Annotated in this window: 15 protein-coding genes and 1 tRNA gene; 6 read left to right on the top strand and 10 right to left on the bottom strand. The window is 65.3% G+C overall.

The features are described from left to right. Positions 1-377: 377 nt before the first annotated feature. The 6 genes from EO081_RS01620 to EO081_RS01595 all read right to left on the bottom strand — a co-directional run bounded on the left by EO081_RS01620 (position 378) and on the right by EO081_RS01595 (position 12,541). Positions 378-3,182, bottom strand: coding sequence for an ATP-binding protein (locus tag EO081_RS01620; RefSeq protein ID WP_206364336.1), 2,805 nt, complete (start codon positions 3,180-3,182; stop codon positions 378-380). Positions 3,183-3,211: 29 nt separating this feature from the next. After that, the gene (locus tag EO081_RS01615) at positions 3,212-6,121 is read right to left on the bottom strand and encodes a DUF1156 domain-containing protein (RefSeq protein ID WP_129340204.1); all 2,910 of its coding nucleotides are present in this window, start codon (positions 6,119-6,121) and stop codon (positions 3,212-3,214) included. A 5-nt stretch (positions 6,122-6,126) separates the two neighbouring features. Then, the gene (locus tag EO081_RS01610; RefSeq protein WP_129340203.1) at positions 6,127-6,771 is read right to left on the bottom strand and encodes a retron system putative HNH endonuclease; all 645 of its coding nucleotides are present in this window, start codon (positions 6,769-6,771) and stop codon (positions 6,127-6,129) included. 1 nt (position 6,772) lies between these two features. Next, positions 6,773-8,104: an AAA family ATPase gene (locus EO081_RS01605; protein WP_129340202.1), complete on the bottom strand. Its 1,332-nt coding sequence runs from the start codon at positions 8,102-8,104 to the stop codon at positions 6,773-6,775. Beyond that, a complete protein-coding gene (locus tag EO081_RS01600; RefSeq protein ID WP_129340201.1) occupies positions 8,101-11,613 on the bottom strand; it encodes a helicase-related protein in 3,513 nt (1,170 codons plus the stop codon). Before EO081_RS01600 ends, EO081_RS01605 begins: the two co-directional genes overlap by 4 nt. An 852-nt stretch (positions 11,614-12,465) precedes the next feature. Then, a tRNA-Thr gene (locus tag EO081_RS01595) sits at positions 12,466-12,541 on the bottom strand. A 182-nt stretch (positions 12,542-12,723) separates the two neighbouring features. Between EO081_RS01595 and EO081_RS01590 the strand changes: the two genes are divergently transcribed. The 6 genes from EO081_RS01590 (at position 12,724) to EO081_RS01565 (ending at position 21,441) form a co-directional block, all read left to right on the top strand. Then, the gene (locus tag EO081_RS01590) at positions 12,724-13,575 is read left to right on the top strand and encodes a PAS domain-containing protein (protein ID WP_129340200.1); all 852 of its coding nucleotides are present in this window, start codon (positions 12,724-12,726) and stop codon (positions 13,573-13,575) included. A 72-nt stretch (positions 13,576-13,647) separates the two neighbouring features. Then, positions 13,648-18,246 (top strand): NAD-glutamate dehydrogenase, encoded by a 4,599-nt coding sequence (locus tag EO081_RS01585; protein WP_129340199.1) that lies wholly within the window; start codon positions 13,648-13,650, stop codon positions 18,244-18,246. Between the two features lie 126 nt (positions 18,247-18,372). Beyond that, the gene (locus EO081_RS01580) at positions 18,373-19,026 is read left to right on the top strand and encodes a PepSY-associated TM helix domain-containing protein (protein WP_129340198.1); all 654 of its coding nucleotides are present in this window, start codon (positions 18,373-18,375) and stop codon (positions 19,024-19,026) included. Positions 19,027-19,046: 20 nt separating this feature from the next. Continuing rightward, positions 19,047-19,580: a DUF2271 domain-containing protein gene (locus tag EO081_RS01575; RefSeq protein WP_129340197.1), complete on the top strand. Its 534-nt coding sequence runs from the start codon at positions 19,047-19,049 to the stop codon at positions 19,578-19,580. Positions 19,581-19,597: 17 nt separating this feature from the next. Further along, positions 19,598-20,446 (top strand): DUF4198 domain-containing protein, encoded by an 849-nt coding sequence (locus tag EO081_RS01570; protein ID WP_129340196.1) that lies wholly within the window; start codon positions 19,598-19,600, stop codon positions 20,444-20,446. Between the two features lie 95 nt (positions 20,447-20,541). After that, complete coding sequence (locus EO081_RS01565; RefSeq protein WP_129340195.1) at positions 20,542-21,441, top strand: FAD:protein FMN transferase; 900 nt, start codon at positions 20,542-20,544, stop codon at positions 21,439-21,441. 4 nt (positions 21,442-21,445) lie between these two features. On the opposite strand, the gene EO081_RS16710 is transcribed toward EO081_RS01565, so the two are convergent. From EO081_RS16710 to EO081_RS01550, 4 genes are all read right to left on the bottom strand, one after another. Beyond that, complete coding sequence (locus tag EO081_RS16710) at positions 21,446-21,610, bottom strand: hypothetical protein (protein WP_165284434.1); 165 nt, start codon at positions 21,608-21,610, stop codon at positions 21,446-21,448. Further along, positions 21,607-22,773: a PepSY-associated TM helix domain-containing protein gene (locus tag EO081_RS01560; protein ID WP_129340194.1), complete on the bottom strand. Its 1,167-nt coding sequence runs from the start codon at positions 22,771-22,773 to the stop codon at positions 21,607-21,609. The genes EO081_RS16710 and EO081_RS01560 overlap by 4 nt, the downstream gene beginning before the upstream one ends. A gap of 85 nt (positions 22,774-22,858) precedes the next feature. After that, positions 22,859-23,542, bottom strand: coding sequence for a Fe2+-dependent dioxygenase (locus EO081_RS01555; protein ID WP_129340193.1), 684 nt, complete (start codon positions 23,540-23,542; stop codon positions 22,859-22,861). A gap of 59 nt (positions 23,543-23,601) precedes the next feature. Continuing rightward, positions 23,602-25,983 carry a TonB-dependent receptor gene (locus EO081_RS01550; protein ID WP_129340192.1) on the bottom strand — a complete coding sequence of 794 codons (2,382 nt, stop codon included), beginning with the start codon at positions 25,981-25,983 and terminating at the stop codon, positions 23,602-23,604. Positions 25,984-25,993 lie beyond the last annotated feature (10 nt).

The raw sequence follows: 25,993 nt of genomic DNA, 5'->3' as shown, positions 1-25,993 counted from the left end.
TTGGGGCAGATGTTGGCGGGAGCCTAAGAGTTGAAATTGGCATGTCGCGGAAGGACCGGCTGGTAGGCAGTTCACAACCGGAAGAGCGGACCCGAGCCGCCTTTCAGAGGACGTCCTTAAGTCAAAAGGCCAGGGCAGCGCCACACAAGCCGGTTGCCCTGGACGTTTCGGCAGACTCGGTTGCGGATGGCAGCGGTATGGGCGGGCTGATACCCGCCGATGCTGCTAGGCGCGTTGCGCAACCCCACCCGCCAGGGCATCCCGGCGACCCCGGACTCCACTTATGAGTGGAGGAGCTTTGGGGAGCACGTCAGACGGTACCGATACAGCCGTTTGCCGGGCCGAGTCAGTGACGCGAGTGATGCGGCACGGCCGGTTCACTCCCATTCTGCCGACTTCAGTCCGAGGCTGTTGGCATTCTCCGAAACGGCCCGCTTCACCCCATCGCTGGCACCATCGGGAAACTCTGCTGAAATTTCCACAACCAGCCGAACAGTTGCATTCGGGTCGCTCGCAAGCACGGCGACGATCTCGTCAGCGAGCTGCACTAGGCGCATTTTGGCTGTGGCCGTCGGGACATCGGCCGAGCCATGAAAGGTTTTCGGCTTGGTGACCGGCAATGCGGGCGCGGGCGTCGTCGCTCCTGGCGAGGGCCCTGTTTCGCCAGGGAGGGGCGGCGGCGTTGCAGGGGTTTCGCTTGTAAGCAACGTATCCGCGGGGACGGAAACCACGCTCGATCGGCTCGCCTCATCGTAAGCTTGAGCTGCGCCAGGCTCGACCAGCAGCAGGGTGTCGTCAAAAACGACATCGCGGCCACCCAGCGAAAGGCCCTCAAGTCTCCCATCGGCTTCGCCATAGGCCGTGCCAAAGAAATCTATACTGGCGGCGCCGGTGCGGATTGCCTGTGTCAGAACATCCCGCGTTCTGAGGCGCGGCATATACAGATAGCGCAAGGTATCCTCGAAAAACCCAGCCGCGCTCGCGGACCTCTGCTCGCCCTTCCAGTAAAGTTCCCTGAGCTTCGTCCGCAGGTGGATCGGCGACCAAGTCGTAATCACCAGCTCGTTATCCGTGCAGACTCGTTCGATCTCGCTCCCGACCGAAGCGCCAGCAGTATTGAGTGCGAATGCTTCCACGGTCGGCTTGGAGCTGGTCGGCGCATCCTGCATCGGGTTGAGCAGCCATTTATAGCACTCGCGAGCCACGCGGGGCAGTGCTTCCTCTGCACCCTTCAGCTCCTTCTCGGCCTGATTCTTCTGCAACAGGTCGATGTTGAGCCGGCCTTCCCTCACGTCCTCGACGATCGAATTCCAAGCGAGCGTGACCCGCGCCGCGTCGGTGAGCCGCGCGAGGACCCCATGATCGGGTGCAAGAAACATTAGGCGGTTGCTGCGATAACGCGGCTTAGGGCCGTTTTTAGCAATGATCTCTAGCACTGCTTCGAGGGCCAGGCGGCTCTCCTCTCGGGTGTACCAAATTTCTGGTGGCAAAACGACCAGGCGCAAGGCGGTATCATCCGGCACATCGCCATGCGGCGTGAAGATATGCACGCCGTCGAAGACACTTCCGAGAGTCTTCTTCAGAACGTCGGCTATCTTGCCGCGCACTTCCGTACGGTCGTCAAATCGGCGTTTGCGATCCTCCATCTCCCGCCGCAGATTGGCGCGAGTGTCGAACCAAAACCTAGTTGTGTCCTGGCCCTTGTCGCCCGAGGTGTTGAGGTAATGCAGCCGATCGGTAAGCCGCCCAAGCGCGTCGGCGTATACGGATGACGCCTGCCCTGGCTGAAGGCAGCCCAGAATCACGCGCGCGCGGTCGAGACCTCGCGCAGCGACCTTTGACGCGACGGAGGCCGGCGCGCTTCCGAGAAAGATGGTGCGGGCGATGCGCCGAGCCGCACCGACCTGACCGAAGCGCGGCTCCTTGTTCTCCAGAGCCGTCGTTTCTGCGCGATCACCGTCGATGTCGCGCTCGATCACTGCGTCCCAGCCGGCGGGGAGATAGTAGGTCAGCTCGTTACGGCTGCTGCCATCGTGAAGAGGCAGACTGCCGGGTAGGATGAGCAAATCCTTGTTGTCGTCCTTCCACAGGCGGAAGATCACCTTCGCCATGAGCTTCAATACGCCGCGGGTGCGCTGAAATCCGTCGATGGTGGTCCAATCTTCGTAGAGGCGATCGAAGACCTCCGGGTGGATTGGATAGGCATGCAAGAGCCGGTCGTGATAGCGCCGTTCTTGTGTCTCTGCCGGGAGTTTTACGCCCTCGGCGATATAGGCGTCGGCGAAGGCGCGACACACGGCTTCGCGAGCATTCTCATCGCGCACTGGCTCGAACAGCCGTCGGCGCACGATCTCGAATGCTTCCTCTGTCGCTACCGGCTTCCAAAGTGCCTGCACCCGCCCAAAAGTCTTCTCGAGCGCCCGCAACGCCGTGACACCGCGCTGGCTTCCCGCTTCAAGGTCCGACTCCGGAAGCGAAGCGAGAACGATGGCGCGTGGCACCAGCTTCACCGCTTCGGTGAGGGCCTGAATGAAAGACAAATTGGTGTCGTAGCTCCCACCGCTGATCGCCTGTGATTCTGGAAATTGACGTACATAGGCAACCAGTTCGTCGATGAGCACGACACATGGGGCATGGCGCTCCAAAAGATCACGCAAGACGTCCTTACCAGGCGAAGTGCCCGTCGCGTCGGCGTCGGCTACCAGTGCGAAAGCGTCCGCGCCGCCGAGCTGCCAAGCCATTTCGCCCCAAAGCGTTCTGATCGTCTGGCTACCGCGCTTCCAAGGCTGACCGGGCGCATGCGCAGTGCCGTCGACGACGGCAACACGAGCCTGCGGCACATCCATCAATCCGGCTCGATCGACGAGGTCGGGAATGCCAGCGAGATCGGACAAAGCGCATTTACGCGTAGCGAGGTGATAGACAGCGAGCATGGTATGCGTCTTGCCACCGCCAAAGGCGGTCTGAAGCTGCACGACCGGTTCACCGCCCTTACCGGCTAGACGCTGAGCGACCTGCGTCAGTAAGTGGCCCATGCCTTCGGTGATGAAGGTGCGGTCGAAGAAGGCAGCGGCATCCTGATATTCCCGGCTGGCTTTGCCGGAATTAACTGCAGTGATGTCCGCCGCGAACTCCGATTGCTGGAACGTGCCTTCGAGCACGTCCTGGTGGGGTACGGCCACTTCTCGCCAAGGTTTCACGCTTGCCCCCTTCAACCGAACAGATCGTCTTGGCGCGCTTTCGGGGCCGCCGCGGCGGCAGATTCGATGGCGCTCCAGCTGGTGATGATTTCGTTATAGGCGCGGGCATCTTCTGCCCAGCCCGCTCGCTCGCAAAGAGTATAGAGACGATATGCAAGCTGCCGCGTCGACTCGGCTTTCGCCGCCACCGCGGCAAGTACCTTGCCCGCGCCATTCTCGCCTTCCGACTTAAAGACGCGGATCAACTGATGCAGCATCTCCCACACCGGGAGCCGATCATCATCGACAGGGTTCCACCCAGACGGATAATCAGCCCACCTCAAAAGACGCACGACGCCGCCGGTGGCGAAGAGAACACCTGCCTGCTTTACGCCATCAACGCTGGTGCCTTTGGCGCGCGCTAGCGTATCGGCTTCGCCAAACCGCCCCTCCTTCCAGCCATATTGTTCAAACCAATGCAGGCAGAATTGCGTGTCGTGATCGAAGTCATCTTCAACTAGGAAGCGATTGATGAGCTGCAAGGCAGTCCGCACCGGCATCGGTGTCCCGTCAGCCTCAAGCACCGCAGCGTATTTCGAAAAGACAGCCATGCCAGGACCAATGATCGCTTGCGAAAGATCGACCGGCGCAACTGGCGACCTATCGTCTCCAGCCCCCCGAGTCATCTCGTCCAGTGCCTGCGGAAGCACTTGGTTCAATTCCCGCAAGAACGCACGACGAGAGACGGTGTCTGCGGCGGAAGGTCGCCGCTGACAAACAAGTACAATGCTCGATGCAAGAGCATTGGAGCCCATACCTCTCATACGAAACTCTTGCTCGCTTCGCATCGGCCATGTGCCAGTAATGGCGAACCCGGCCCGCATAATGGCGTCGAGGAATGTGTCCCATCCTGTGCTTGCTGTGCCTGCAGAGTCATCGGTCTCCGACTGCTTGAAGGCATAGTAGATGGTCAGAGGGAATGCCGGATGCGCTTGGTCGGAGAGTCTATGCATCGCCTTAGTCATACCCTCAAGGAAGAATGACTCGGCTTTGGCCTGGCCTCCATGTCGTTCAGGCGTTGCTACGAGCTCATCCGATTTAGGCGTAGTCAGCGTGGCGAACAGGTTAGGATAAATATCCCGGCATGTGGCGCGAAGCCACACATAGAAGAAGTCTGAGAGGTCAGCATAACCGACGTTATCGTAATACGGGGGGTCTGTCGAAACCACGCGATTATTCGACAAGGTTTGCTCCATCGCGTTCGCCTGCATAGCAACACCCGGCGCGAATGGCTTAGCAACCGTCCCAGCTATTAGTGCCTCGTGTGCATATTTGACTGCATTGTCCCAGCAAATCGACGAATTCCCGAGGAAGTTTGACTCAGGAAAGTCCCAGGTCATCGGGATCGCTTGACGCGTAAATAGGTGCATGACCTGCTGCCCAGAAGGCTTCCAGGTCGCGAGTGAGCAGCCAAAATCTGCTAAGCGACTTATGGCGAAGGAAAGATAGACTGTCACAGCATTGGCGTAAGCCTGAGGACCATCACCCCCCGCTTCAAGACTTCCCTCTCGACCAGTGAGGCCTGCCGCCGCCGCATCGGCCCGCACCTTCTCCGCCACCTCTTTCACCAGGTCGCTAAAGGTAGTCAGCGCAGCAAGCTGGCGATGGGTAAATAGGTCGCTCCATTTACTCATTCCATAGTTACCAACTCGGAAGCCGAGAGCGTCCTGGAAAAACTCAACCTCAGGCTTCCAAAGCGGTTCAGCGATTCGGGCTGCAGACTCATGCTCCGCCGTTGGCGACAAATAGACACGACCGCGGACGCCCTCGGCGATAATCGCCAACAATCGCGTCCCCATCCGCCCGGCGCGAGCTTCAGTTTTGGCATATTCCCCGCTGATCGGAGCGCCAGAGAGCAGGCATCGAAAGCTACCCCGGCCCAGCTTGGTTCCGGCCTTTGCTTCTATCGACGGTTTGCCGATTCTCACCTCGAAGCGGTAGTCATCACCGTCAAGTATGGGCTCGACGTAAGCCTGCTTGCCTTCCTTGCTGGACAACACAAATGTCGAAGCAAGCGGAACGTCCACGTGCCGGAAAGCAGGGTTCGGGCTTTTTACCGTTCTCGCCCACATCCAAGCGATCACCGGGAGTTTTCGCCCGACCAACGGCTTTAGATCGGGACGTGCCGCAGCCATCTCGGCAGTGACTGCTACGGCGGGATAGAGGTGTCCGATACGTTTTTGCGCCTCGTCCCGAATCCACTGGCCATAATGGCGCACATCCTCGGCTAGCCCCTGCGGCCCTTTCCACTCTCGACCAACAAGATCCCGATCGTTACGAGTATCGACATTCACCGGAGAGCGCCCTGCGAACTTCGTCGGAATTTCAATCATCGCTTTGTTAATCAGGACAGCAACCGGATTAAGATCAGAAGCACACGATTCCAGCCCCAGGCGTTGTGCTTCAAGCGGCAGCGCTCCGCCTCCGGCGAACGGATCGTGAAACCCGGGCAGCTTATCGGGATCGAACAGTTCGGTTGCTTGCGGGTGATCCTTGTTGAGCTCACAGGTCTCAAGCCACGATTTGCGGATTTCAGATCGTGCCTTGTCCAAGATCGCTTCGTTTGAAGTATTCTCCCATTGCACCACGTCCTCGATGATCGCGAAAAGGCGCTTTCGGCTCGCAGCCCAACTGGCCTTGAGGTTGCTCGGTGGAATCTCGTCCGGATGCTCCAATTCCCACTTCCAGGACGGATCGTTGACCATTTGTCCAAAGATTACTGCTCGGGCCGCGGCCAGGGGGCGTCGCGCCCACCATAGATGAAGGCCGCGGGGATGCGCACCGATCCCGGGCATCTTCTCGTACGCACAAGCCTCGTTGATCGCGTCCAACGGTAGTGCGACTTCGATCAGCTTCTTCGGGGCTTTGATATCAATGGTCATTCTTATTAGCTTTCCGTCAGCACATGCTTGATGGCTGTAAAAAAGGGGAAGCTCTTCGCGTATTCGAGCACGTCGGCGAAGTACTCCCGGATATCTTCGGGCGACAATCCTGCATTAGCCGCTTCATCGGCGTCGGCCACATATCCGGAAACGGCTGCTTTACGCATAGCACGAAGCCGCCCCCGATCGGCGTCGAGCGAGAATACGCGCAACGTCTCCTTCGCGCGATGCTCGTCCTGCTCGGACAAGCCAGGCCTCAAACTGACCGTCCCGTCGGAACGAAAGACGAAGAAGCCGTCCGGATCGTGAAGGCAGGGGTCGATCAGGTGCGCGACGTTATATGGACCGGCGCCGGTGTCTTTGAAATGGCCACAGGAATCATTCTGGCCGCAAGACCAATAAAGGTTGTTCCAATCGAACGTCAGATGGCGGTACGCGGGATCCCCTTTGCGGCGGAAATGCTCGATATGCTGTCCGAGGACCTCAATGTCGCCTTCGCAGTAGGCGCACCGTTTCCCTTGCATCGTCTCAAGCTGAGCCCTGATCTCAGCCCTGTGTTCGGGTGAGACATCGGCCCAGTTATGGGTGCCATGTTGGTAGCCGCCGAGGCACGGCGGTGCCGGGACGGCAGCGCGATTAAGCTTTCGCATATCACGATCGCTCCAGACGGCTCTTGCCAACACGGAACTGCTGGAACCGGATGAGGCGGTCGCACTCGAGGATAACAGGGTGGCTCTCGCCAAAATGATCTATCAAGCGCTTCCGAAGCGCCGTTGCGTCGGCACCATCTGCCTGCCCATCTTCGATGAGCGCACGGTAAGCGCTCAGCTCAGCCCTTTCCTGCAGATCGGGCACCGGATCGACGTTCATAACGCTAGCCAACACATCGGCGCTTTCGACACCGCGCGTTTGAATAGCGGGTGTCTCGACGACCGTGTCGCCACCGTCGACATGCAGCACGCGGATCGACGATTTATCCACGGTGGATAGTACGTGCGGGCTGTGCGTGCTGACGACGATCTGAAGAGCCGGAAAGGCGCGCTGCAAAAGGCCGAGCACCTGCTGCTGCCAGCGTGGGTGGAGGTGCATGTCTATTTCGTCGACGATCAGCACGCCGGGTGTATCGAGGGACGCCCGATTACTCAGATGGGGATTAAGGCTGGCACAGCGCCGGGCGACGTCTGCCACAAGCGCGAGCATGGTGCGGACGCCATCGCTCAGCATGAGCAAGGGCAGTTCGCCCTGTACGACATGATCGGCCGCCATGGCGTGGAAGTTCGAGTCCCAACGGAGATTCGACCAACCGGTGGGTGCGAGGACTGTGTCGGCCGCCTCTTTTACGCCGGAAATCATCGCGAGATTGGCCGGCAGGCTTTCCCGAAAGGCGGGCGATGCTGTCTGCCGGAAGCGGTGCTCAAACCAGGCCGAAATCCCCTTGAATGACGACGAGGATGTGAGGCAGTCGGTATAGCCAGCAACGCGCTCCTCAACGTTGGTTACTGAGGAGCGCCGATATTCGGTGAGGCGCTGCTCACTCCAAAGGCGTCCCGTTCCGTAGTATGCGATCAACGGCAGGATTGTGGCCTCTGAGCGGAGTGCGCGAGCCGCGTTGGTCAGCGGCTGAAAGTCGCGCGTGCTCGGGCGAACCTTGTCACCATAGGTCTTGACCTCACTCCTCCAGGTCACCGAACGGTCCTGCACAACGCCCTGCACCTCGTATCCAGCCGGGAGGCAGGGGGCCATTACGCGGTCGTGATCGGGCAGCAAGCGCACATCGGCCCGATCAAGCCGCCGTACCGGTTCTGAGGGATGTAGGGCGTTGACGAAAACCGAGAGCGCCGCTGCGGCGGCGTCGAGAACTGCGGTTTTGCCGCTGCCATTTTCCGCAACCAGCACGGTCAAGTTTGGATGGAAGACGATCTCGCAGCGAGCGAAACAACGAAAATTCGTCAGCGACAATGTGTCGAGGCGCAGCGCGGTCATGCGGCGCCTGCCTTCGCGAGCAGATCGTTCAGATTGAAATTGATCGAAGCGACTCCCCAGCCCGGCTCGCGATCGAACGGCCGCTGAATGTAGTGCGGTCCGTCAATGGTGTCATCCTCGCCGACAAAGACGATTGCGAGCACGAACTTGTCGCCCTGATTGAACGCATAGAGCATTTCGTTGCGGGTGATGGTGACGGTGCTGGCGCCCTTCACGCGACCTTTGACCTCGATATGCCGCGGCTCCGGTTGCCTGCCATCAATGGCGGGCCGATAAGAGGTCAGATCCCAACCGCATTTGGCGGCGGAGACATCGACGACGTGGCAACCGCGCGCTTCCTCGACCTGACGAACGGCTGTCATGGCGAGCTGCTCAATTCTCGAGCGCGCGGCAGCATCGACCGCGAAAGTGGCGGCGATCGGATCGGCGGGTTCATGCCCGCGCAGTCGATTCATCAGACCGGCGGGCACGACCAATGCCGCGCCGAGCACAACTGGCGTGCCGTTCACGACATGGCGTTGGGCCTGAAGCTCCTTCCGACGATTTTCGAGGCGGCCCTGAAGATCGCCCAACGTGCGCTCGACATTCTGGAGGTTGAGCCGCACGTCCTTGCCGGCCTCGGCATCGTCCTTGAGCTTCAGCCAGCGATCCTGCCAGAAACCGATTTCCTTGCTCAGCCGCTCATGGACGGCATTCAAGGTCTTCTCGACATGGTCGATGCGGCGCTGCGCGACTTCGCCATAATGCTCCGGCACCAATGTCGTGGCGGCGAGCGCGAGAGCACGCGCTTCCTGCCCGGAGGACAGCCAGGGCGCTTCAACAACATCGTTGAGCAGGACGCGTTCGGCTTCAGGCAAAGGCTCCAGGTCGAGATGCGGCGCCCAGCCGGCGAAGGTCGCTTGCCCGTCCGGGCCGACGCGGACGAATTGCAAGCGCTTGGAGAGAGTGGCGCCATCGCCGGAGCTGATCTCGTGCGTCAGCAAGAAGAGCAGCGCGGGATCGACCCCTTCGTCAGCTGGATCGATAAGGATCGCCCCTTGACGGAGGAGGTTGGTGTGTTGCTCCAAGATGATATCGGACATCGCGAGCATGAGCGGATGGCCAGGATGCATCAGCACCGCGCGTTCTAGCCCAGGCCTATCGCTTGGCTGGACCGCCTCGCGCTCGAAGCAAATGCGGCTGTAGCGCCGCAGTACCGGTTCATGCTCGCGCCGGTTTCGCCCTGTCAGCCGCCGATCCCGCTCTCGGATCGTCGCGGGAATGTAGCTGATCTCGTATCGCCCAGCCTCGCGCGGATGCGCGGTACCGCCGAGCGCGTCGAGCGCCTTGGTGAAAAAGGCTCGAACGAAGAAGGGTTGCAGCCGCCGGGCTTCGGCCTTCTCCATCTCCTCTTTGACCGCGAACAGCCGCTCCCGCGTCATCGTCGTTTTGTCGAGCGCATGGCGATCCAAGAGAGATTTCAAGTGGTCTCGATCGAGCGCCTGGTCGATCTTTTGCGTCAGGCGCGCGCGCACGTCGGGTCGGTCGCCGTAACGGATGGCCTGGATCAGAAGGTCCTTGAGGCTGGTTTCATCGAACACTTCTCCCAGAATGTCGAAGACGCGCCCGTGAAGTGCTTGGCTCTCGACTTCGAGCTTCAGGAGCAGGCGATGATAGACGTCGCCTTCTCGGGTTTCTTTGGCGACCAGATTCCACAGGTGGCAGACTTCGGTTTGGCCGATGCGGTGAATTCGACCGAACCGCTGCTCAAGACGGTTCGGGTTCCACGGCAAGTCATAGTTGACCATCAAATTCGCGTTTTGAAGATTGACGCCTTCGCCCGCGGCGTCGGTCGCCACCAGCACGCGCACGTCGGGATCGGAGCGGAAAAGCGCTTGGAGCCGGCGACGATCGTCCCGGTGAGTACCGCCATGAATGGTGACGATAGCATCGGGATTGCCGAGCACGCCGGCAATCCGCGCCCGTAGGTAGTTCAGGGTGTCGCGATGCTCGGAAAAGATGATGATCTTGCGCTGCCGCCCCGCAGCGTCGCGCGTATCCGGGTTGTTCTGAAGGATCTTGGACAGCTCGTCCCATTTGCGGTCCTGCCCGGAAGCAACGACTGCCCGCGCTTGGTCCTCCAAGCCCTTCAGGATCACAATCTCGGCTTCAAGCTCGACCACAGTCTTTGCGGCGGTCGCATCGTCGATCAGGCTCTCTTCGAGCGCTTCCTGCTCCTCTGCGCTCAGGTCCTCTTCGTCCTCGGGGGCGTCGGCATAGGTCTCGGCAAGCCCGATACGACCTTTCGCGCCGAAGCTTTCATCGCGCAGCCGATTCTCCAGCCGCTCGCGGCGGCGCTTGAGCGATTGGAAGATTGCCTCGGGACTCGATGCTAGGCGCCGTTGCAATGCCGTAAGGGCAAAGCCCACCGACCCTTTGCGCGCGCCCTGAAGCTGGTCGGCCTTCCCCATCTCGGTCTGCACATAATTGGTGACCGCTTCGTACAAGGCGGCCTCGATCGATGAGAGCTCATAATTAACCGTGTACGCCTTGCGCTCAGGGAAGAGGGGTGTGCCGTCGAATTTGACCAGCTCTTCCTTGACCATGCGACGCATGAGGTCGGAGGCGTCAACCTTATGCACGCCGTCACGGAATTTGCCGTAGAAACGGTCGGAGTCGAGCAAGGAGAGGAAGAGCTGGAAGTCCTCTTCCTTGCCATTGTGAGGCGTCGCTGTCATCAGCAGCAGATGCCGGGCATGCGCGCCGAGCTTCTCGGCAAAACGGAAGCGCCCGGTCTTCTCCAATTTTGAGCCGAAATAGTGGGCCGAGAGCTTGTGCGCTTCGTCGAATACGGCGAGGTCCCAACCCGGCGCGCAGAGCTTGTCCTGCAGCTCCTCATTGCGAGAGAGCTGGTCGAGCCGGACGATGAGGCGAGGATAGTCTTCGAACGGATTCCCGCTCGGGGAGGTCTGTTCGAGTAGCGACGAATAGACGTGAAACTCTAACCCAAATTTCTCGTAAAGCTCGTCGCGCCACTGCTCGACGAGGCTGCCCGGCGCGACAATCAGAATGCGGTGCGAATCCGCGCGCATGATGAGCTCGCGGATATAGAGGCCGGCCATGATCGTCTTGCCTGCGCCGGGGTCGTCCGCGAGGACAAACCGCAGGGGTTGCCGCGGCAAGAGCGCCTCATAAACGGCTGTGATCTGGTGCGGCAGCGGCTCCACGTTCGAGCTGTGCACCGCCATCATCGGATCGAACAGGAATGCGAGATCGATGCGCTTGGCCTCGCAGGCGAGCTGGAATGCTGCGCCATCACCATCGAACGAAAAGGGCCGCTCGACGGTGGCCAGGCCGACGGCCGACTCGTCGTCCCTGTTGAGGAACCGTTCCTTCATGTTGCCGTCAGGGGTACGGTAAATCAGCTGGACAGCACCTTCACTGACCGGAACGGTCGCAACCACCGTCACGACCTGGGACGGCTCAATCCCAGCCAAACTCTGTCCAAGCTGTATTTCTTCAAGCTTCATCTCACCGCCGCCCCCGCTTTGTTCGGCGCGCCGGCGCTACCACCTTCCCCGTCCCAGACAAAGCGGGGACATGAGCGGCCCACGCCCCGTACCGAGCCTGCAATCCAAAGGGCGGCCCATGGCGCCGCCACCGCCCGTCTTGGAAGAGGGGGGCTGCAGTCATGGAGCGCTACGCCGCCGGCAAATTGGCGCCCGCAGGCCTCTGCCTTAGCCGGATTGATTTGGCTGACGATTGGGAGTCAATGTTCGGATGACGAGAAGTACGTGACATGGCGACCAGGCGGGACATTGGAGGAGAGAACCTTTGCCAGTGAGGCCTCGTGCCTTCTGCGGGATCCTCAGCAATTCTATAGAGTGAGAGTGGAGGCCGGTTTTTTCCGTGACAGGTTAAAGGCTGGGAGAGAGGCTCCCGGCGCACGTCGCGGAGACCCGCGATGTCTAGAAATGCACGACACGCCCGCGTCGACTCCAACCGCGCTTGCCCACGAGCCGGTTTCGTCATGCGAACGGCGGGTTGGAATCAAAGCGGCCGCTCGGTGATACGTCCGAAAACGACCGGGTCTGGTCGGAGGCCGCCGCGCGCCGCTACCGGCCAAGGACGGCAGCTTCCATGCTTCCAATCCCTGAAAGCCGCCAGGCGGCAACCGGCCCAGTTTGAGCCGTTCTCGCGTTCAATGATCATTACGCTTCTCGGAGAGAGAGCAGAGATCCAGCCCCTTAACGGGAAGGATCGTGGGTTGAGCGCGCGTTCCTACCGGAAGCGTCCCAGGCAGGACCCACGTGAGTCACCCACACTAAGACGCTTTCGCCTCAGTCAGCGCCGCTTACCTGTTGGAAGTGCCTCTAGGAGGATGGTGCCGCTTACAGGACTCGAACCTGTGACCCCCGCATTACGAATGCGATGCTCTACCAACTGAGCTAAAGCGGCACATGGGGCGCACAGCGCCTCGTGGGAAGCGCGCGCTTACCAGCGGGTGGCGGCGCTGGCAAGCGCCGCTTGCGCTGTTTTCGCAGTTTGCCCGGCGCCGGCGCCCCGGCGGATTGCTTCACCCATCCTTTACCATGAACCGCCACACTGCGCCCGGGCAGCGACGCCCGTGGGGATCGGATATGGACAGGGCGCGCGGGCCGGACGAACAGCCCGAACGAGAGGAGTTCGACCGCGACGGCGTGGGCCAGGGCCCGGAGCCGCAGCGGATGGTGGGCGGCGACGAGCGGCGGATGCACGTCCGCGCGTACAACCACTGGATCTCCCTGCTGAAGGGCCGCGCCTATCCGACGATCGAAGAGCTGGATCCCGCATCGGCTGGGGACTTCGGCCCGCACGGGGTGCTGCTCGATTTCTCGCACGACGATGCCGAGCCGCGCATCCGCTTCATCGGCCATGCCGTGCGCGAGGAGTGCGGCGTCACCTCGGGCATCCTCAGGATCGCGGACGTGCCCCAGAACTCGCTGCTGGCCCGCCTTACCGAACAATATCCGCAGATCCTGGCCAGCGGAGCGCCGATCGGGTTCGAGGCGGAGTTCGTGTCGCAACGCGGCCATCCCACCCTCTACCGCGGCATCCTGATGCCCTTCTCGTCGGACCAGCAGCGGATCAACTTCATCTATGGCGTGATCAACTGGAAGGAGGTCGCCGACGCGCGCATCCAGGCGCAGCTTGCAGCCGAGATGGCGGACGCCCGCAGCACCGACGCGCCGCCCCCCGCTCCCGTCGCACCCGCCTGGGCCGACGGTCCGGGCGCAGGCTTGGGCGAGCCTGCTCTCCCCGATCTCCAGTCCGCGAGCGACCTGCTGCGCACCGCGCCCGCACTCGGGTCGATCCCGGTGGATGCAGGAACGGAGGAATTCGTCCTGCTGCTCGGCCGGGCCACGGCGGGCGGCCGCGTAGAGATCATCGGCGCCGTGGAGGGCAGCGACGATCTCACGCAGGAAGCGATCCGCCGCATGCATCGCCGATGATGCAGCGCAGCAATATTCTTCGCAACCGCCACAAGGGTTGAGCCGGTCGAATCCGGGGCGCATATCGCTGCCATGACCGAAGAGGATAAGGTGCCGCAGGCAATCGCGGCGAGGTTGTTCGATGGTGCGCTTCCGAGCGAACTCGAAGGGCTCGGAAACCAAGAGCGGGAGGCGGCGGTACGGCTGGTGGCGGATGCCGCCCGCGCTCGCCCGCCCGGCTCGGCGTCGGTCGCCATCGACAGTGTCACCACCGACGGGCGCCGCCAGATGCGGCTTGCCGTGGTCAACGACGACATGCCCTTCCTGGTCGATTCGATCGCGGCCGCGATCACCGGCCACAATCTCCTCATCGAACGCATCATCCACCCCGTGCTCCCGGTCGTGCGCGACGACGCCGGGTCGATCGTCGACATCGCCGTCGGCGGCGCGCCGGAATCCATGGTCTACATCGAGATGGACCGCGTGGACGCGCGGCTGCGCCGGGAACTGAGCGACGAGATCGAGCGCAATCTGGCCGACGTCCGCGCCGCGGTCGCCGACTGGCAGCCGATGCAGCAGGCGATCCGCGACGACGCGGCGCAGACGCCGGATCCGGAAACCCGGGCGCTGCTCGAATGGTTCCTGGACCGCAACTTCACCCTGCTGGGACACCTGCGCTGGTTCCCCGGCGAGAACGACCGCGACTGCCTGGGCATCGCCCGCCGGCCGATCCACAGCCAGATGCTCGCCGAGAGCTCCCGCCAGCGCGCGATCGCCTGGTTCGAAGCGGGCCACCCGCTGCTGCTGCTCAAATCGAACGCGCTTTCGACCGTCCACCGTCGCGCGCCCCTCGACCTCGTCGTGCTGCCGATCCGCGATGGCGGCCAAGTCATCGGCCTGTCGATCCACGCCGGGCTATGGACCAGCGCCGCGCTGCATGCGGCTCCCGCGGACGTGCCGGTGCTGCGCCGCAACCTCGCCGCCCTCCAGGCGCAGTTCGGCTTCGATCCCAAGGGCCATGCCGGCAAGTCGCTCGCGCACGCGCTGACTGCCCTGCCCCATGACCTCACCACCGCCTTCCCGCCGGAGGCGCTGGAGACGCTGGCGCTCACCGCCATGTCGATCGCGGACCGGCCGCGCTCGCGGGTCGTGCTGATCAGCAGCCCGCTCGGCCGCCACCTGTTCGCCTTCGTCTGGCTGCAGCGCGACGACCTCTCGACCGGCCGGCGCAGCGCGATCGGCGACATGCTGTGCGAGGCGGCGCATGCCCGGCTGCTCAGCTGGACGATCGCAGTGGAGGGCGACGCAGCGCTGATCCGCTACATGCTCGATCTGCGCGGCGAGGGGCAGATGCCCGATGGCGCGGAGCTCGACCGCCGCGTCGAGCGGATGGTTCGCGGCTGGAGCCCGGCGATCGAGGCGGCACTCGGCGAGATTGCTCCTTCAGGGGCCGCCGCCCGGCTGGCGCTGCGCTATGCCACCGCCTTCCCGATCAACTACCGCAACGTCAACACGCCCGAGGAAGCGGCGCACGACGTGCTGCGCCTGGGCAGCCTCAGCGACGCCGACAGCCGCTCGGTCCGCATCCTCACCGCGCCCGACGGAACGCTGCGGATCAAGCTCTATCGCCAGGGCGGCGCGCTCTCGCTGTCGGATGCGGTGCCGGTGTTCGAGAACTTCGGCTTCCGCGTGGTCGAGGAAATCCCGACCCGCCTGAGCGACGAGGCACAGTCCTTCATCCACGACTTTGCGGTCGAGTTGCCCGGCGCCGCCGGGGCGCCGCAGTTCGACACGCGCGTGGCCGAGGAAGCGGTCGCCGCCGTGCTCGAGAACCGCGCCGAGAACGACGGCTTCAATCGGCTGATCGTCGAGGCGGGGCTGGCTCCCGCCTCCGTCGTGCTGTTCCGCGCCTGGTTCCGCTATCTGCGCCAGGCCGGGCTCACCTACCCGCTCGGCACCGTTGTCGACGCGCTCCGCCGCGCGCCGGCAGTGGCGCGGGCGCTGGTCGAGCGCTTCGTTGCGATCCACGATCCGGCGAACGCCGATGCCGCCCGCGCGGCAGAAGCGGACGCCGCGATCGAGCGCGGGCTCGACGCCGTCTCGGCGATCGACGAGGACCGCATCCTGCGCGCGATGCGCGCGCTGATCGGCGCGACGCTGCGCACCAACGCCTTTGCCCCGGCCGCGGCAGAGGCGCTGGCGTTCAAGCTCGACAGCGCCAAGGTGCCGGGCCTGCCCAAGCCGCTCCCCTGGCGCGAGGTGTGGGTCTATTCGCCCCGCGTCGAAGGCATCCACCTGCGCGCCGGCCCGGTCGCGCGCGGCGGGCTGCGCTGGTCCGACCGGCGCGACGACTTCCGTACCGAGATCCTGGGCCTGATGAAGGCGCAGCGGGTCAAGAACGCGGTGATCGTGCCGACCGGCGCCAAGGGCGGCTTCTATCCCAAGCAGCTCCCCGCCCCCACCGATCGCGACGCCTGGCTGGCCGAGGGGACGGAGAGCTACCGCATCTTCATCCGCACGCTGCTCTCGATCACCGACAATCTGGTGGAGAACAAGGTTGTCCATCCGGAGGGCGTGACCATCCTCGACGGCGACGATCCGTATTTCGTGGTCGCCGCCGACAAGGGTACCGCCACCTTCTCCGACGTCGCCAATGCACTGGCGGTGGAGCGCGGCTTCTGGCTGGGCGACGCCTTCGCCAGCGGCGGCAGCCACGGCTATGACCACAAGGCGATGGGCATCACCGCACGCGGCGGCTGGGTCTCGGTCCAGCGCCACTTCCTGGAGATGGGCGTCGACGTGCAGGCCGATCCTGTCACCGTCGTCGGCTGCGGCGACATGTCCGGCGACGTGTTCGGCAACGGCATGCTCCTGTCCAAGGCGATCCGGCTGCAGGCCGCGTTCGACCACCGCCACATCTTCCTGGATCCCAACCCGGATGCGGCCCGGAGCTGGGAGGAACGCCAGCGGCTGTTCAACCTCCCCCGCTCCAGCTGGGACGATTACGACAAGGGCCTGATCTCGCAAGGTGGCGGCGTCTTCCCGCGCACCGCCAAGACGATCCCGCTGTCGGAGCCGGTGCGGCGCATGCTCGGCGTGGAGGACACCGAGCTGGACCCCAGCTCGCTGATCTCCGCGATCCTGCGCGCGCCCGCGGACCTGCTGTGGTTCGGCGGCATCGGCACCTATGTGAAGGCAGGCCATGAGGCGCATTCGGACGTCGGCGATCCCGCCAACGACCGCATCCGCGTCAACGCCGACACGCTGCGCGTGAAGGTGGTGGGCGAAGGCGCGAACCTGGGCGTCACTCAGGCCGCCCGCATCGCCTTTGCGGCCCGGGGTGGGCGCATCAACACCGACTTCATCGACAATTCGGCCGGCGTCGACTGCTCGGACAACGAGGTCAACATCAAGATCGCGCTCAACCGCGAGGTGACCGAGGGACGCCTGGCGTTCGACGATCGCAACGCGCTGCTGGCCGAGATGACGGACGACGTCGCCCGGCTGGTGCTGGAGGACAATCGCCTTCAGACGCTCGCCCTCTCCTTCATGGAGGGCGAAGGCGCCGTCACCGTGCCGAGCTATGTCCGCGTGATCGAGATGCTCGAAAGCGCCGGCCGGCTCGACCGCGCGGTGGAGGGGCTCGCGCCCAACGACGATCTGCTGCGCCGCGCGCAGGAGGGACAGGGCTTCACCCGGCCCGAGCTCGCGGTGCTGCTCGCCTCGGCGAAGCTCGCGCTTCAGGACGCGATCGAGGCGAACCGGCTCGGCCATACCCCGGAACTCCTGCCGGACCTGTGCAGCGCCTTCCCGCACGCGATGCAGGCGCGCTTTGGCGACGCCATTGAGCAGCATCGCCTCCGCGGGGAGATCGTCGCCACCAAGCTCGCGAACCGCATCATCAACCGCCTGGGCGTGCTGCACCCGTTCGAGCTGGTGGAGGAGGAAGGCGCGGCGATCGGAGACCTGGCGGCGATGTTCGTCGTCGCCGAACGGCTGTTCGACCTCCCCGCCCTGTGGGCGCAGATCGAGCAGGCGGAGATCAGCGAGGACGCCCGCCTCGCGCTGATCGGCCATGCCGCCGCCGCCACCCGCGTCCAGATCGCCGACCTGCTGCGCGCCTGCCGTCAGGGCATGCGTCCGGCCGAGGCCATCGCGCGGCTGAAGCCTGCGATCGACCGCCTGGACGCGCAGGCGGAATCGCTCCTGCTGAGGGAGGCCCGCGCTCAGAGCCAGCGGATGCGCGAGCGCCTCGCCGCCGCCGGCGCCCCGGACGCGCTGAGCGCCAGGGTCGTGCGCCTGTTCGACCTGGACGGCGCCGTCGGCCTGGCCGACCTGGGGGCGGAGCGCGGAGTCGACGAAGTCGTGCTCGCCCATGCGTTCACCCATCTGGGCGAGGCGCTGGGGCTCGACTGGGCGCAGGCCGCCGCGGCGCGCATCACCAGCGGGGACCCGTGGGAGCGGCTGCTGGTCGCGGGCCTCGCGCGCGACTTCCAGCAACTGCGGCTCGACTTCCTCGCCCGGATCGACGGCGCCGATCCGCAGGCGGCGGTCGATGCCTGGATGGCCGAAAACCAGCCGCGCGTGGCGCAGTTCACCGCCCTGGTGGCGCGGGCACGGCTGGCGCCCGCTCCGACGCTCGCGATCCTGGCACAGATCGCCGGACAAGCCCGAGTGCTGCTCGGACGTTGATCCAAAAGGCTGCGGCGGTCCCCCCGGGGTCGCCGCAGCCCAGGTCCGGAGTGCCCGGCACTTCCTAGTTGCAATTGAGAATTGTTCGCGTATTCGAAAGGCAGCTCCTTTCGAATAGCGATCCGCATGCCTCCAGCAGCCGCCGTCCCCTCCCCATCCGTCGCCCGCAAGAAGAGCCGCCGGGCCTTCTGGCTGCGTCAGCTGCACAGCTGGCACTGGATGAGCTCGGCGCTGAGCCTGATCGGCCTGCTCCTGTTCGCGATCACCGGCTTTACGCTCAACCACGCCGCCGACATCGAGGGGACGCCCGCCGTCACCACCGGCCAGGCGACGCTGCCGCCCGACCTGCTGCCGCTCGTCCGTCCCGATGATCGGCCGGACGGCAAGCGCCCGCTTCCCACTCCCGTCGCCGCCTGGGTCGCCAAGACGCTTCCGCTGGCGCCGCATGGCGATGCGGAATGGTCCGCCGGCGAGGTGTACCTGGGGCTCCCTCGGCCCGGGGGCGACGGCTGGGTCGCGATCGACCGGGAGACCGGCGCCGTCACCAGCGAACGCACCGATCGCGGCTGGATCGCCTATCTCAACGACCTCCACAAAGGCCGCAACGCCGGCACCGCCTGGAGCTGGTTCATCGACATCTTCGTCGGCGCCTGCGTCATCTTCTCGGTAACCGGCCTGTTCCTGCTCCAGCTCCATTCCGCCAAGCGCCGCAGCACCTGGCCGCTGGTCGGGCTGGGGCTGGTGATCCCGGCGCTGGTCGCCGTCTTCCTGATCCACTGAGACCCTGGGGAGCCTTGCCCATGCACGTCCGCCACCATCTCGTGCTCACCGGCCTGCCGCTGGCGGCCGCGGTCGGGGGGATCGCCGCCCCCGCCCAGGCGCAGACGCTCGACCTGTCGATCACCATCCCGCGCCTGTCGGTTGCCGAATATCACAAGCCCTATGTCGCGGTGTGGCTGGAGAAGGAGGGCGGCGGCGCCCGCACGCTCGCCGTCTGGTACGACCACGACATGAAGAACGGCGAGGGCACCAAGTGGCTGCGCGACGTGCGCCAATGGTGGCGCGCCTCCGGCCGCAGCATGTCCTTTCCCGCCGATGGCGTGACGGGTGCCACCCGTGCGCCGGGCACCCACACGCTCCGCTTCGCCGCGGGCAAGGGCCCGCTCGGCCAGCTCGGCCCGGGCAAATACACGCTGGTGGTCGAGGCCGCGCGCGAAGTCGGCGGCCGCGAGCTGCTGCGCCTGCCCTTCGCCTGGCCGCCCGCCGGCGACGGCACCGCCCGCGCTGCGGGCACCAGCGAACTGGGCGCGGTGACGCTCACCGTCCGCCGCTGACACCCACTGGAGGAACCATGACCCTGTTTCGCCACCGCCTGCTCGCCGCCGCTGCCGCCGTCGCCGTGCTGCTTCCCGCCGCCGCGGGCGCGCACCGCCAGTGGATGCTGCCCTCGACCACCGTCGTGTCGGGCGACGACGCCTGGGTGACGGTCGACGCCGCCATCTCGAACGACCTCTTCTATTTCGAGCATTTCCCGATGCGCACCCCGCCTGCGGTGACCCAACCGGACGGCAGCGCGGGCAAGATCGAGAACTGGAACACCAGCCGATACCGCAGCACCTTCGACGTCCACCTGACGCAGAAGGGCACCTACAAGATCGCCGCCGTCTCCGACGGGGTGATGGGCAGCTACACGCTCGACGGCCAGCAACAGCGGCTGCCGCGCGGCCTCACCGCCGACAAGCTCGCCGCCGCGATCCCCACGGGCGCGACCGACGTGCGCACCACCACCAGCACCAGCCGCAACGAGATCTTCGTGACCTCCGGCGCGCCCACCACCACCGTGTTCAAGACCACCGGCAAGGGGCTGGAGCTGGTGCCGGTCACCCATCCCAACGATCTCGTGTCGGGAGAGGCGGCGACCTTCCAGTTCCTGCTCGACGGCAAGCCCGCCGCGGGCCTGCCGGTGACGGTGATCCCCGGCGGCATCCGCTACCGCGATGCCCTCAAGCAGATGGACCTCAAGACCGGTGCCGACGGCACGGTCCGCATCACCTGGCCGGAACCGGGCATGTACTGGCTCAACGTCTCCACCGGCGGCGGCCGCGGGGAGGCAGGCGCCGCGCAACCCGCCGCCCCGCAAGCGGCGCCGCCCGCCCGCCGCGCCACCTATATCGCGACGCTCGAGGTGCTGGCGCCCTGACGCACGCGCGCATCGCCATCCCATCGGTCCCGGGTCCGGCCGCCTTCGCGCGCCGCGACCCCGCGGCCACCATCGCGACCATCGCCGGCGAGACGATGGGCACCAGCTGGTCGGCCAGGATCGTCGGCGGCGACCCGCAGGCAGCTCTCGCCATCGCCCGCCAGATACTTGGCAAGGTCATCGCCGAGATGAGCCACTGGGAGCCGGACTCCGCCCTCTCCCGCCTCAATCGGGCACCGATCGGCAGCTGGCAACGCCTCCCGCCCGCGCTGGTCGCCGTTCTCGCCAGCGCCTGGCAGGTCGCAGAGGCGAGCGGCGGCGCCTTTGATCCTGCGATCGGTGCCCTGGTCGACCTCTGGGGGTTCGGCCCTTCCGGCCCGCGCACGGCTCCTCCCCCGGGCGAGACGATCGAGGCGACCCATGCGGCTGCGGGCCTCGACGCGTTCGAGTTCGATCCGCTGCTGCTGCGCGCCCGCCGCCTGCGCGACGCCCGGCTCGACCTCTCCGGCATCGCCAAGGGCTATGCCGTCGACGCGCTCGCCGATGCGCTGCACGCAGCCGGGCACGCCGACCTGCTGGTGGAGATCGGCGGCGAGTTCGTCGGCTGCGGCCTGCGCCCGGACGGGCAGCCCTGGTGGGTGGCGGTGGAGCCGCTGCCGGGAGCCGCGCTCCCGCCGCTGCGCATCGCCGCGCACGACATCGCCATTGCCACCTCCGGCGACTATCGCCGCAGCTTCACCGCCGATGGCCGCCGCTACGCCCATACGCTCGATCCGCGCACCGGCCACCCGATCGCGCACGGCACCGCCTCGGTGACGGTGCTCGCCGCCAATTGCAGGCATGCCGATGCCTGGGCGACGGTGCTGACAGTCCTGCCTCCCGAGGAGGCATGCGCCTGGGCGACAGCGCATTCGCTCGCCGCCCGCATCGTCCGGCGTTCCGGACACAGCGTCGAGGAATGGTTCTCGCCCGCCCTTCGGGCGATGCTCGGCTAAGCCGTCAGCGCCGCTGGACGCGCATTGCCCAGCCGACCCCGACCAGCGGCACCGCCAGCGCGATCCACGAGAGCACGTCGCGCACGCCGTCGCCGGTCAGCGCGCTCACCAGCCCCACCACCGACAGGAGCGCGATCAGCGTCGGCAGCGCGAAGGTCGACCGGATCATTCCGCCGGCACCCACTCGCCGCCGCTCTCCACCTCGCGCACCCGCGCCGGTAGCGGCGCGCGCCGCTTGCCGAGCCACAGGTACAGCCCCGATCCCAGGATCAGGATCGTGAAGAGGTCCAGCACCGCCCAAAGGATCTTGAGCGGCAGCGCGCCATAGTCGCCGAAATGCAGCGGCTGCGACAGCAGCAGTGCCTGGCCATACCAGGGCAACGGCCGCACGTCCGTCAGCCGGCCGGTCTCCGCATCGATCAGCGCCGGCGTCAGCAGCCGCTCGGTGAGCGGCGTGTCGCCCTGCAGGAACACGGCATAATGATGCCGGCTGCTGAAGCTGCCGCCCGGGAAGGCGATGAACTGCGGGTTGCTGCCCGGCCGCGCCCGCCGCGCCTCCGCCATCGCCCGGTCGAGCGAGCCGTAGCGAGACACCGGCAGCGCCGGGCGCCCCGCATACGCCCGCGTCATCTCGGCCAGCTCGTCCGCCTGCCACAGCTGCATGATCGGCGTCGCCAGCGCGTTGATGACGCCCGTCAGCCCCACCACCAGCATCCAGGCAAGCGCCACGATGCCGAGCAGGTTGTGTGTGTCGAGCCACTTCAGCCGCCGGCTGCGCGAGGTCCGCAGCGTCCCGAAGTCGAGCTTGCGCATGAACGGCGCATAGAGGACCACCCCCGATACGATCGAGGCGACGAACACGCCCCCCATCGCCCCCAGGAACAACATCCCCGGCAACCCCAGGAACATGTCGGTGTGCAGTTGGAGCAGGAAGTGCATCACGCCTTCCTCCGACGCGATCTCCGCAAGCTCGCCGGTCGCGCGATTGTAGATCTGCATCGTCATCTCGGCCACGGGCGCATCGGGGCGCGGGCCGGTGGTGATGGTCATCAGCGGCCGGTCGTTGTCGAACGCCATGAACAGCGGCACCTCGCCCGGGCGCGCGGCCAGCGCCCTGGCGAGCATGGCGTCGAGCGGCAACAGCCCCGGCCCCGCGCCCGACGAACCCTGGCCCGTCATTCCCGCGGCCACGTCGCCGCCGCTCAGCCGGTTGATCTCGTCATGGAAGATCAGCGGCAAGCCGGTCACGCAGAGCATCAGCAGGAATGCCGTGCAGACGATGCTGGTCCATTTGTGCACCAGGTACCAGGCGCGGACGGTCCCGCGCGTCACGGTCTTGCCTCGGGATGGGTTCTCGCCGGCATCGCGCGGGCATAGGGCAGCCGAAAGTTGCGAACAAGTCGCAACATCAAGGTGCTCAGATCTCGGCCCAGCGCCGCAGCAGATTGTGGTAGACGCCGGTCAGCTCGATCACCGAGCGGTCGGCATGGCCCAGCTCGCCCGCAAGCCGCTGCACCGACTGGTCGAGCTCGAACAGGATCCGGCGCTCGCCATCGTCGCGTACCATCGACTGCATCCAGAAGAAGGACGCGACCCGCCTCCCCCGCGTGACCGGCTCCACCCGGTGGAGGCTGGATGCGGGATAGAGGATCATGTGCCCGGCCGGCAGCTTGACGCTCTGCACGCCGAACTGCCCCTCGATCACCAGCTCGCCGCCGTCATAGGCGGACGGCTCCTCCAGGAACAGCGTCGCGGAAAGATCGCTGCGGATGCGAAAGTCCGTGCCCCGCTGGATCCGCACCGCATTGTCGACGTGCGCGCCGAACGTCTGGCCCACGCCATAGCGGTTGAACAGCGGCGGAAACACCTTGGCCGGCAGCGCCGCCGCCACGAACAGCGGCGTGCGGCCCAGCGCTTCCAGGATCATGCCACCCGCTTCCTTCGCCGCGGGCGACGCTTCCGGCAGCTGCTCGTTGCGCTTGGCGAGCGCGGACTGGTGGCCGGAGGTGACGTTCCCGTCCACCCATTCGGCGGCGTCGATGATCCCCCGCAGCCGCCGGACGGCAGCGGCATCGAGCACCTCGGGAATGGCGATCAGCATTGGTGGCGTCCTTGTTTCCGGGGCCGCGGCAAATCGGGGCGCCGCAGCCCCGGCCTGGCTTACATGCGGTAGCTGAGCGTCAGCACCGCGGATCGTGCCTCGCCCGGGGTCGCCCAGCCGACGCCCGTCGAGGCGTTGTTGCGGACGCGGGTGTAATATTCCGTGTCGCCCACGTTCTTGACGTTCAGCTGCGCGGAGAAGCTTGGCGTGAAGTCGTACGCCAGATAGGCGTTGTGCACGAGATAATCGTCGACCTTGTACAGCACGGTGACGGCGTCCGGCGTGCTGTTGCTGAGGTAGAAGCTGCCCTGGTGGGTCAGCCCATAGCCCAGCTGAAGCCCGAACGGCAGGCGATAGGTGGTGAACAGGCTGCCCGAATGCTCGGGCGTGTTGGTGAGCGGATTGCCCCGCTGCGGGTCGATCGTGCCGGCGGGCGCGTTGCGGGCGATGCTGCGCAGCACCTCGCTGTCGAGATAGGTATAGTTGGCGGTGATCGTCCATGCGGGCGTGATCCGCCCGACGGCGCCCAGCGCGATCCCGTCGACCCGCGACTTCCCGTCAAGCTGCTGCTCCGGAATGGTCGGATCGCCGGTCGCCACCTTGTACTGGTCGCGTTCGTTGCGGAACGCCGCCGCGGTCAGCAGCAGCCGCCCACCCGACAGCTCCGCCTTGGCGCCGATCTCGTAATTTTTGGCACTCTCCGGCTTCACGTTGCAGGTGGCTTCGGTACACGAACCGTTGACCGAGGTCTTCGACGGCGTCTTCGAGTTGCCATAGGCGGCATAGAGGCTGACGGCCTCGACCGGCTTGTAGACCGCGCCGATGCGATACGAGAACAGGTCGTCCGTGTTGTCGAGGCGCGGGCCCGGTGTGACCGTGCCCAGCGGTACGGCACCGGTGCTCGTCGCCTGCACGACGTCGCTGCGGTTCCAGCCCTTGTTGTGCTCGTAACGAACGCCGCCGTTGATCTCGAAATGATCCGAGAACTTGATCGCGTCGAAGAGATAGGCGGCGTAGTTCTCCAGCACCCCGGTCTGGCGCGCGCTGGGGATGAAGTTCACCGGCCCGTCGTAGACGTTGTTGCCATAGGTGAAGCCGGCTGGCCCGCTCACCACGTCGTTCGGGTTGCCGATCGACATCAGCGGCAGGCTGGTGAACGGGGTGGATCCGTCCGGATTGCGCAGCGAATTGCCGCTCGCCAGGAAGAACTTCTCCCAGCTGGCCGCAGCACCCAGGGTGATGGTGTGCTCGATGCCCCCGGTGTCCACCACCGCGCGCAGGTCGGTCTGGTTGAACGCCAGCTGGTTGCGGGTGTCGCGCGTGTTCCCGCGCGGGCCGGACGGCAGGTAGAAGCCGGCCGGCGTGTTGGCCGGGCACGCAACACCGGTCGCGAGCAGGCCAGAGGCCAGGCAGAACGTCCCCTGCGGCGGATCGACCAGCGTGAGCTGGCGCACATCCTGCCAGCGCGTCAGATTGCGGATGCTCACCCGGTCGCTGAACTCATGCTCGAACGTCGCGGTGAACTGGTCGAGGTTGCTTTCCTGCGTGTCGATGTTGCGGAAGCCGTAATAGCTGCTGCGGTCGACGCCCGGCAGCGGCCCGTCGTTCGTCGCGTTGATGTAGTAGGGCACGCCGTATTGCGGGATGTTCTCGTCCTCCTGGTGGAGGTACTGGAAGGTCAGCCGCGTCGGCCCCTCGATCCCGATCGTCACCGACGGCGCCAGGCCCCAGCGGCGATAGTTTTCCACGTCGCGCCCCGGCACGTCGTTCTTGTGCGCCATCGCGTTCAGCCGCACCGCCACCAGGTCGCTCACGCGGACGTTGGTGTCCACGGTGCCGCGGTAATAGGCGTCGGTGCCGACACCGCCGGTCACCACCGTGCGGTCGATCGCCAGCGGGCGCTTGGTCACCAGGTTGATCGATCCGCCGACCGAACCCGATCCGGCATAGACCGAGTTGGCGCCGTTCACGACCTCCAGCTGTTCCAGGTTGAACGAATCGGTGCGGGTATATTGCGCGCTGTCGCGCACCCCGTCCTGGGTGATGTCGCTGTTGGCCGAATAGCCGCGCAGGTTGATCGCGTCGCCATAGCCGCCCCCGCCCTCGCCGGCGCCAAAGGTGATGCCCGGCACCGTCGTCAGCACGTCACGCAGCGTCAGCAGGTTCTGCTGCTCGATGGTCTCGTTGGTGATGACCGTCACGGTCTGCGGCGTGTCGCGGACCTTGCGGGTGTTCTTCGGGCTCTCCTGCCGCGGCGAATAGACCTCGCCGGTCACCACCACCTCGTCGGTGCGCAGGATCTGGTCGTCCGGCTCGGCGGCACGGTGTTTCGCGGCGGGATCCGCGGGACCGGCGGTCGCCGGGCTGGAGGCGATGAAGCCGACGCAGGAAAGCGCCAGAAAGGTGGCGCCCGATGTCCGGGCAGCGCTGCGCTGTTTCAAGGATAGTTCC

Origin of the sequence: Sphingomonas desiccabilis (genome assembly GCF_004135605.1) — a bacterium.
Taxonomy (GTDB): Bacteria; Pseudomonadota; Alphaproteobacteria; order Sphingomonadales; family Sphingomonadaceae; genus Sphingomonas; species Sphingomonas desiccabilis.
Note: the sequence above shows the minus strand (reverse complement) of the source record. Positions and strands in the feature narration are given on the sequence as shown.

Bases quoted from the DNA above. Each gene is read 5' to 3' on its own strand.
- EO081_RS01580 (WP_129340198.1), top strand. From the start codon at position 18,373: ATGCCTCCAGCAGCCGCCGTCCCCTCCCCATCCGTCGCCCGCAAGAAG.
- EO081_RS16710 (WP_165284434.1), bottom strand. From the start codon at position 21,610: ATGATCCGGTCGACCTTCGCGCTGCCGACGCTGATCGCGCTCCTGTCG.
- EO081_RS01590 (WP_129340200.1), top strand. From the start codon at position 12,724: ATGGACAGGGCGCGCGGGCCGGACGAACAGCCCGAACGAGAGGAGTTC.
- EO081_RS01585 (WP_129340199.1), top strand. From the start codon at position 13,648: ATGACCGAAGAGGATAAGGTGCCGCAGGCAATCGCGGCGAGGTTGTTC.
- EO081_RS01600 (WP_129340201.1), bottom strand. From the start codon at position 11,613: ATGAAGCTTGAAGAAATACAGCTTGGACAGAGTTTGGCTGGGATTGAG.
- EO081_RS01570 (WP_129340196.1), top strand. From the start codon at position 19,598: ATGACCCTGTTTCGCCACCGCCTGCTCGCCGCCGCTGCCGCCGTCGCC.
- EO081_RS01615 (WP_129340204.1), bottom strand. From the start codon at position 6,121: ATGACCATTGATATCAAAGCCCCGAAGAAGCTGATCGAAGTCGCACTA.
- EO081_RS01565 (WP_129340195.1), top strand. From the start codon at position 20,542: ATGGGCACCAGCTGGTCGGCCAGGATCGTCGGCGGCGACCCGCAGGCA.
- EO081_RS01605 (WP_129340202.1), bottom strand. From the start codon at position 8,104: ATGACCGCGCTGCGCCTCGACACATTGTCGCTGACGAATTTTCGTTGT.
- EO081_RS01610 (WP_129340203.1), bottom strand. From the start codon at position 6,771: ATGCGAAAGCTTAATCGCGCTGCCGTCCCGGCACCGCCGTGCCTCGGC.
- EO081_RS01555 (WP_129340193.1), bottom strand. From the start codon at position 23,542: ATGCTGATCGCCATTCCCGAGGTGCTCGATGCCGCTGCCGTCCGGCGG.
- EO081_RS01575 (WP_129340197.1), top strand. From the start codon at position 19,047: ATGCACGTCCGCCACCATCTCGTGCTCACCGGCCTGCCGCTGGCGGCC.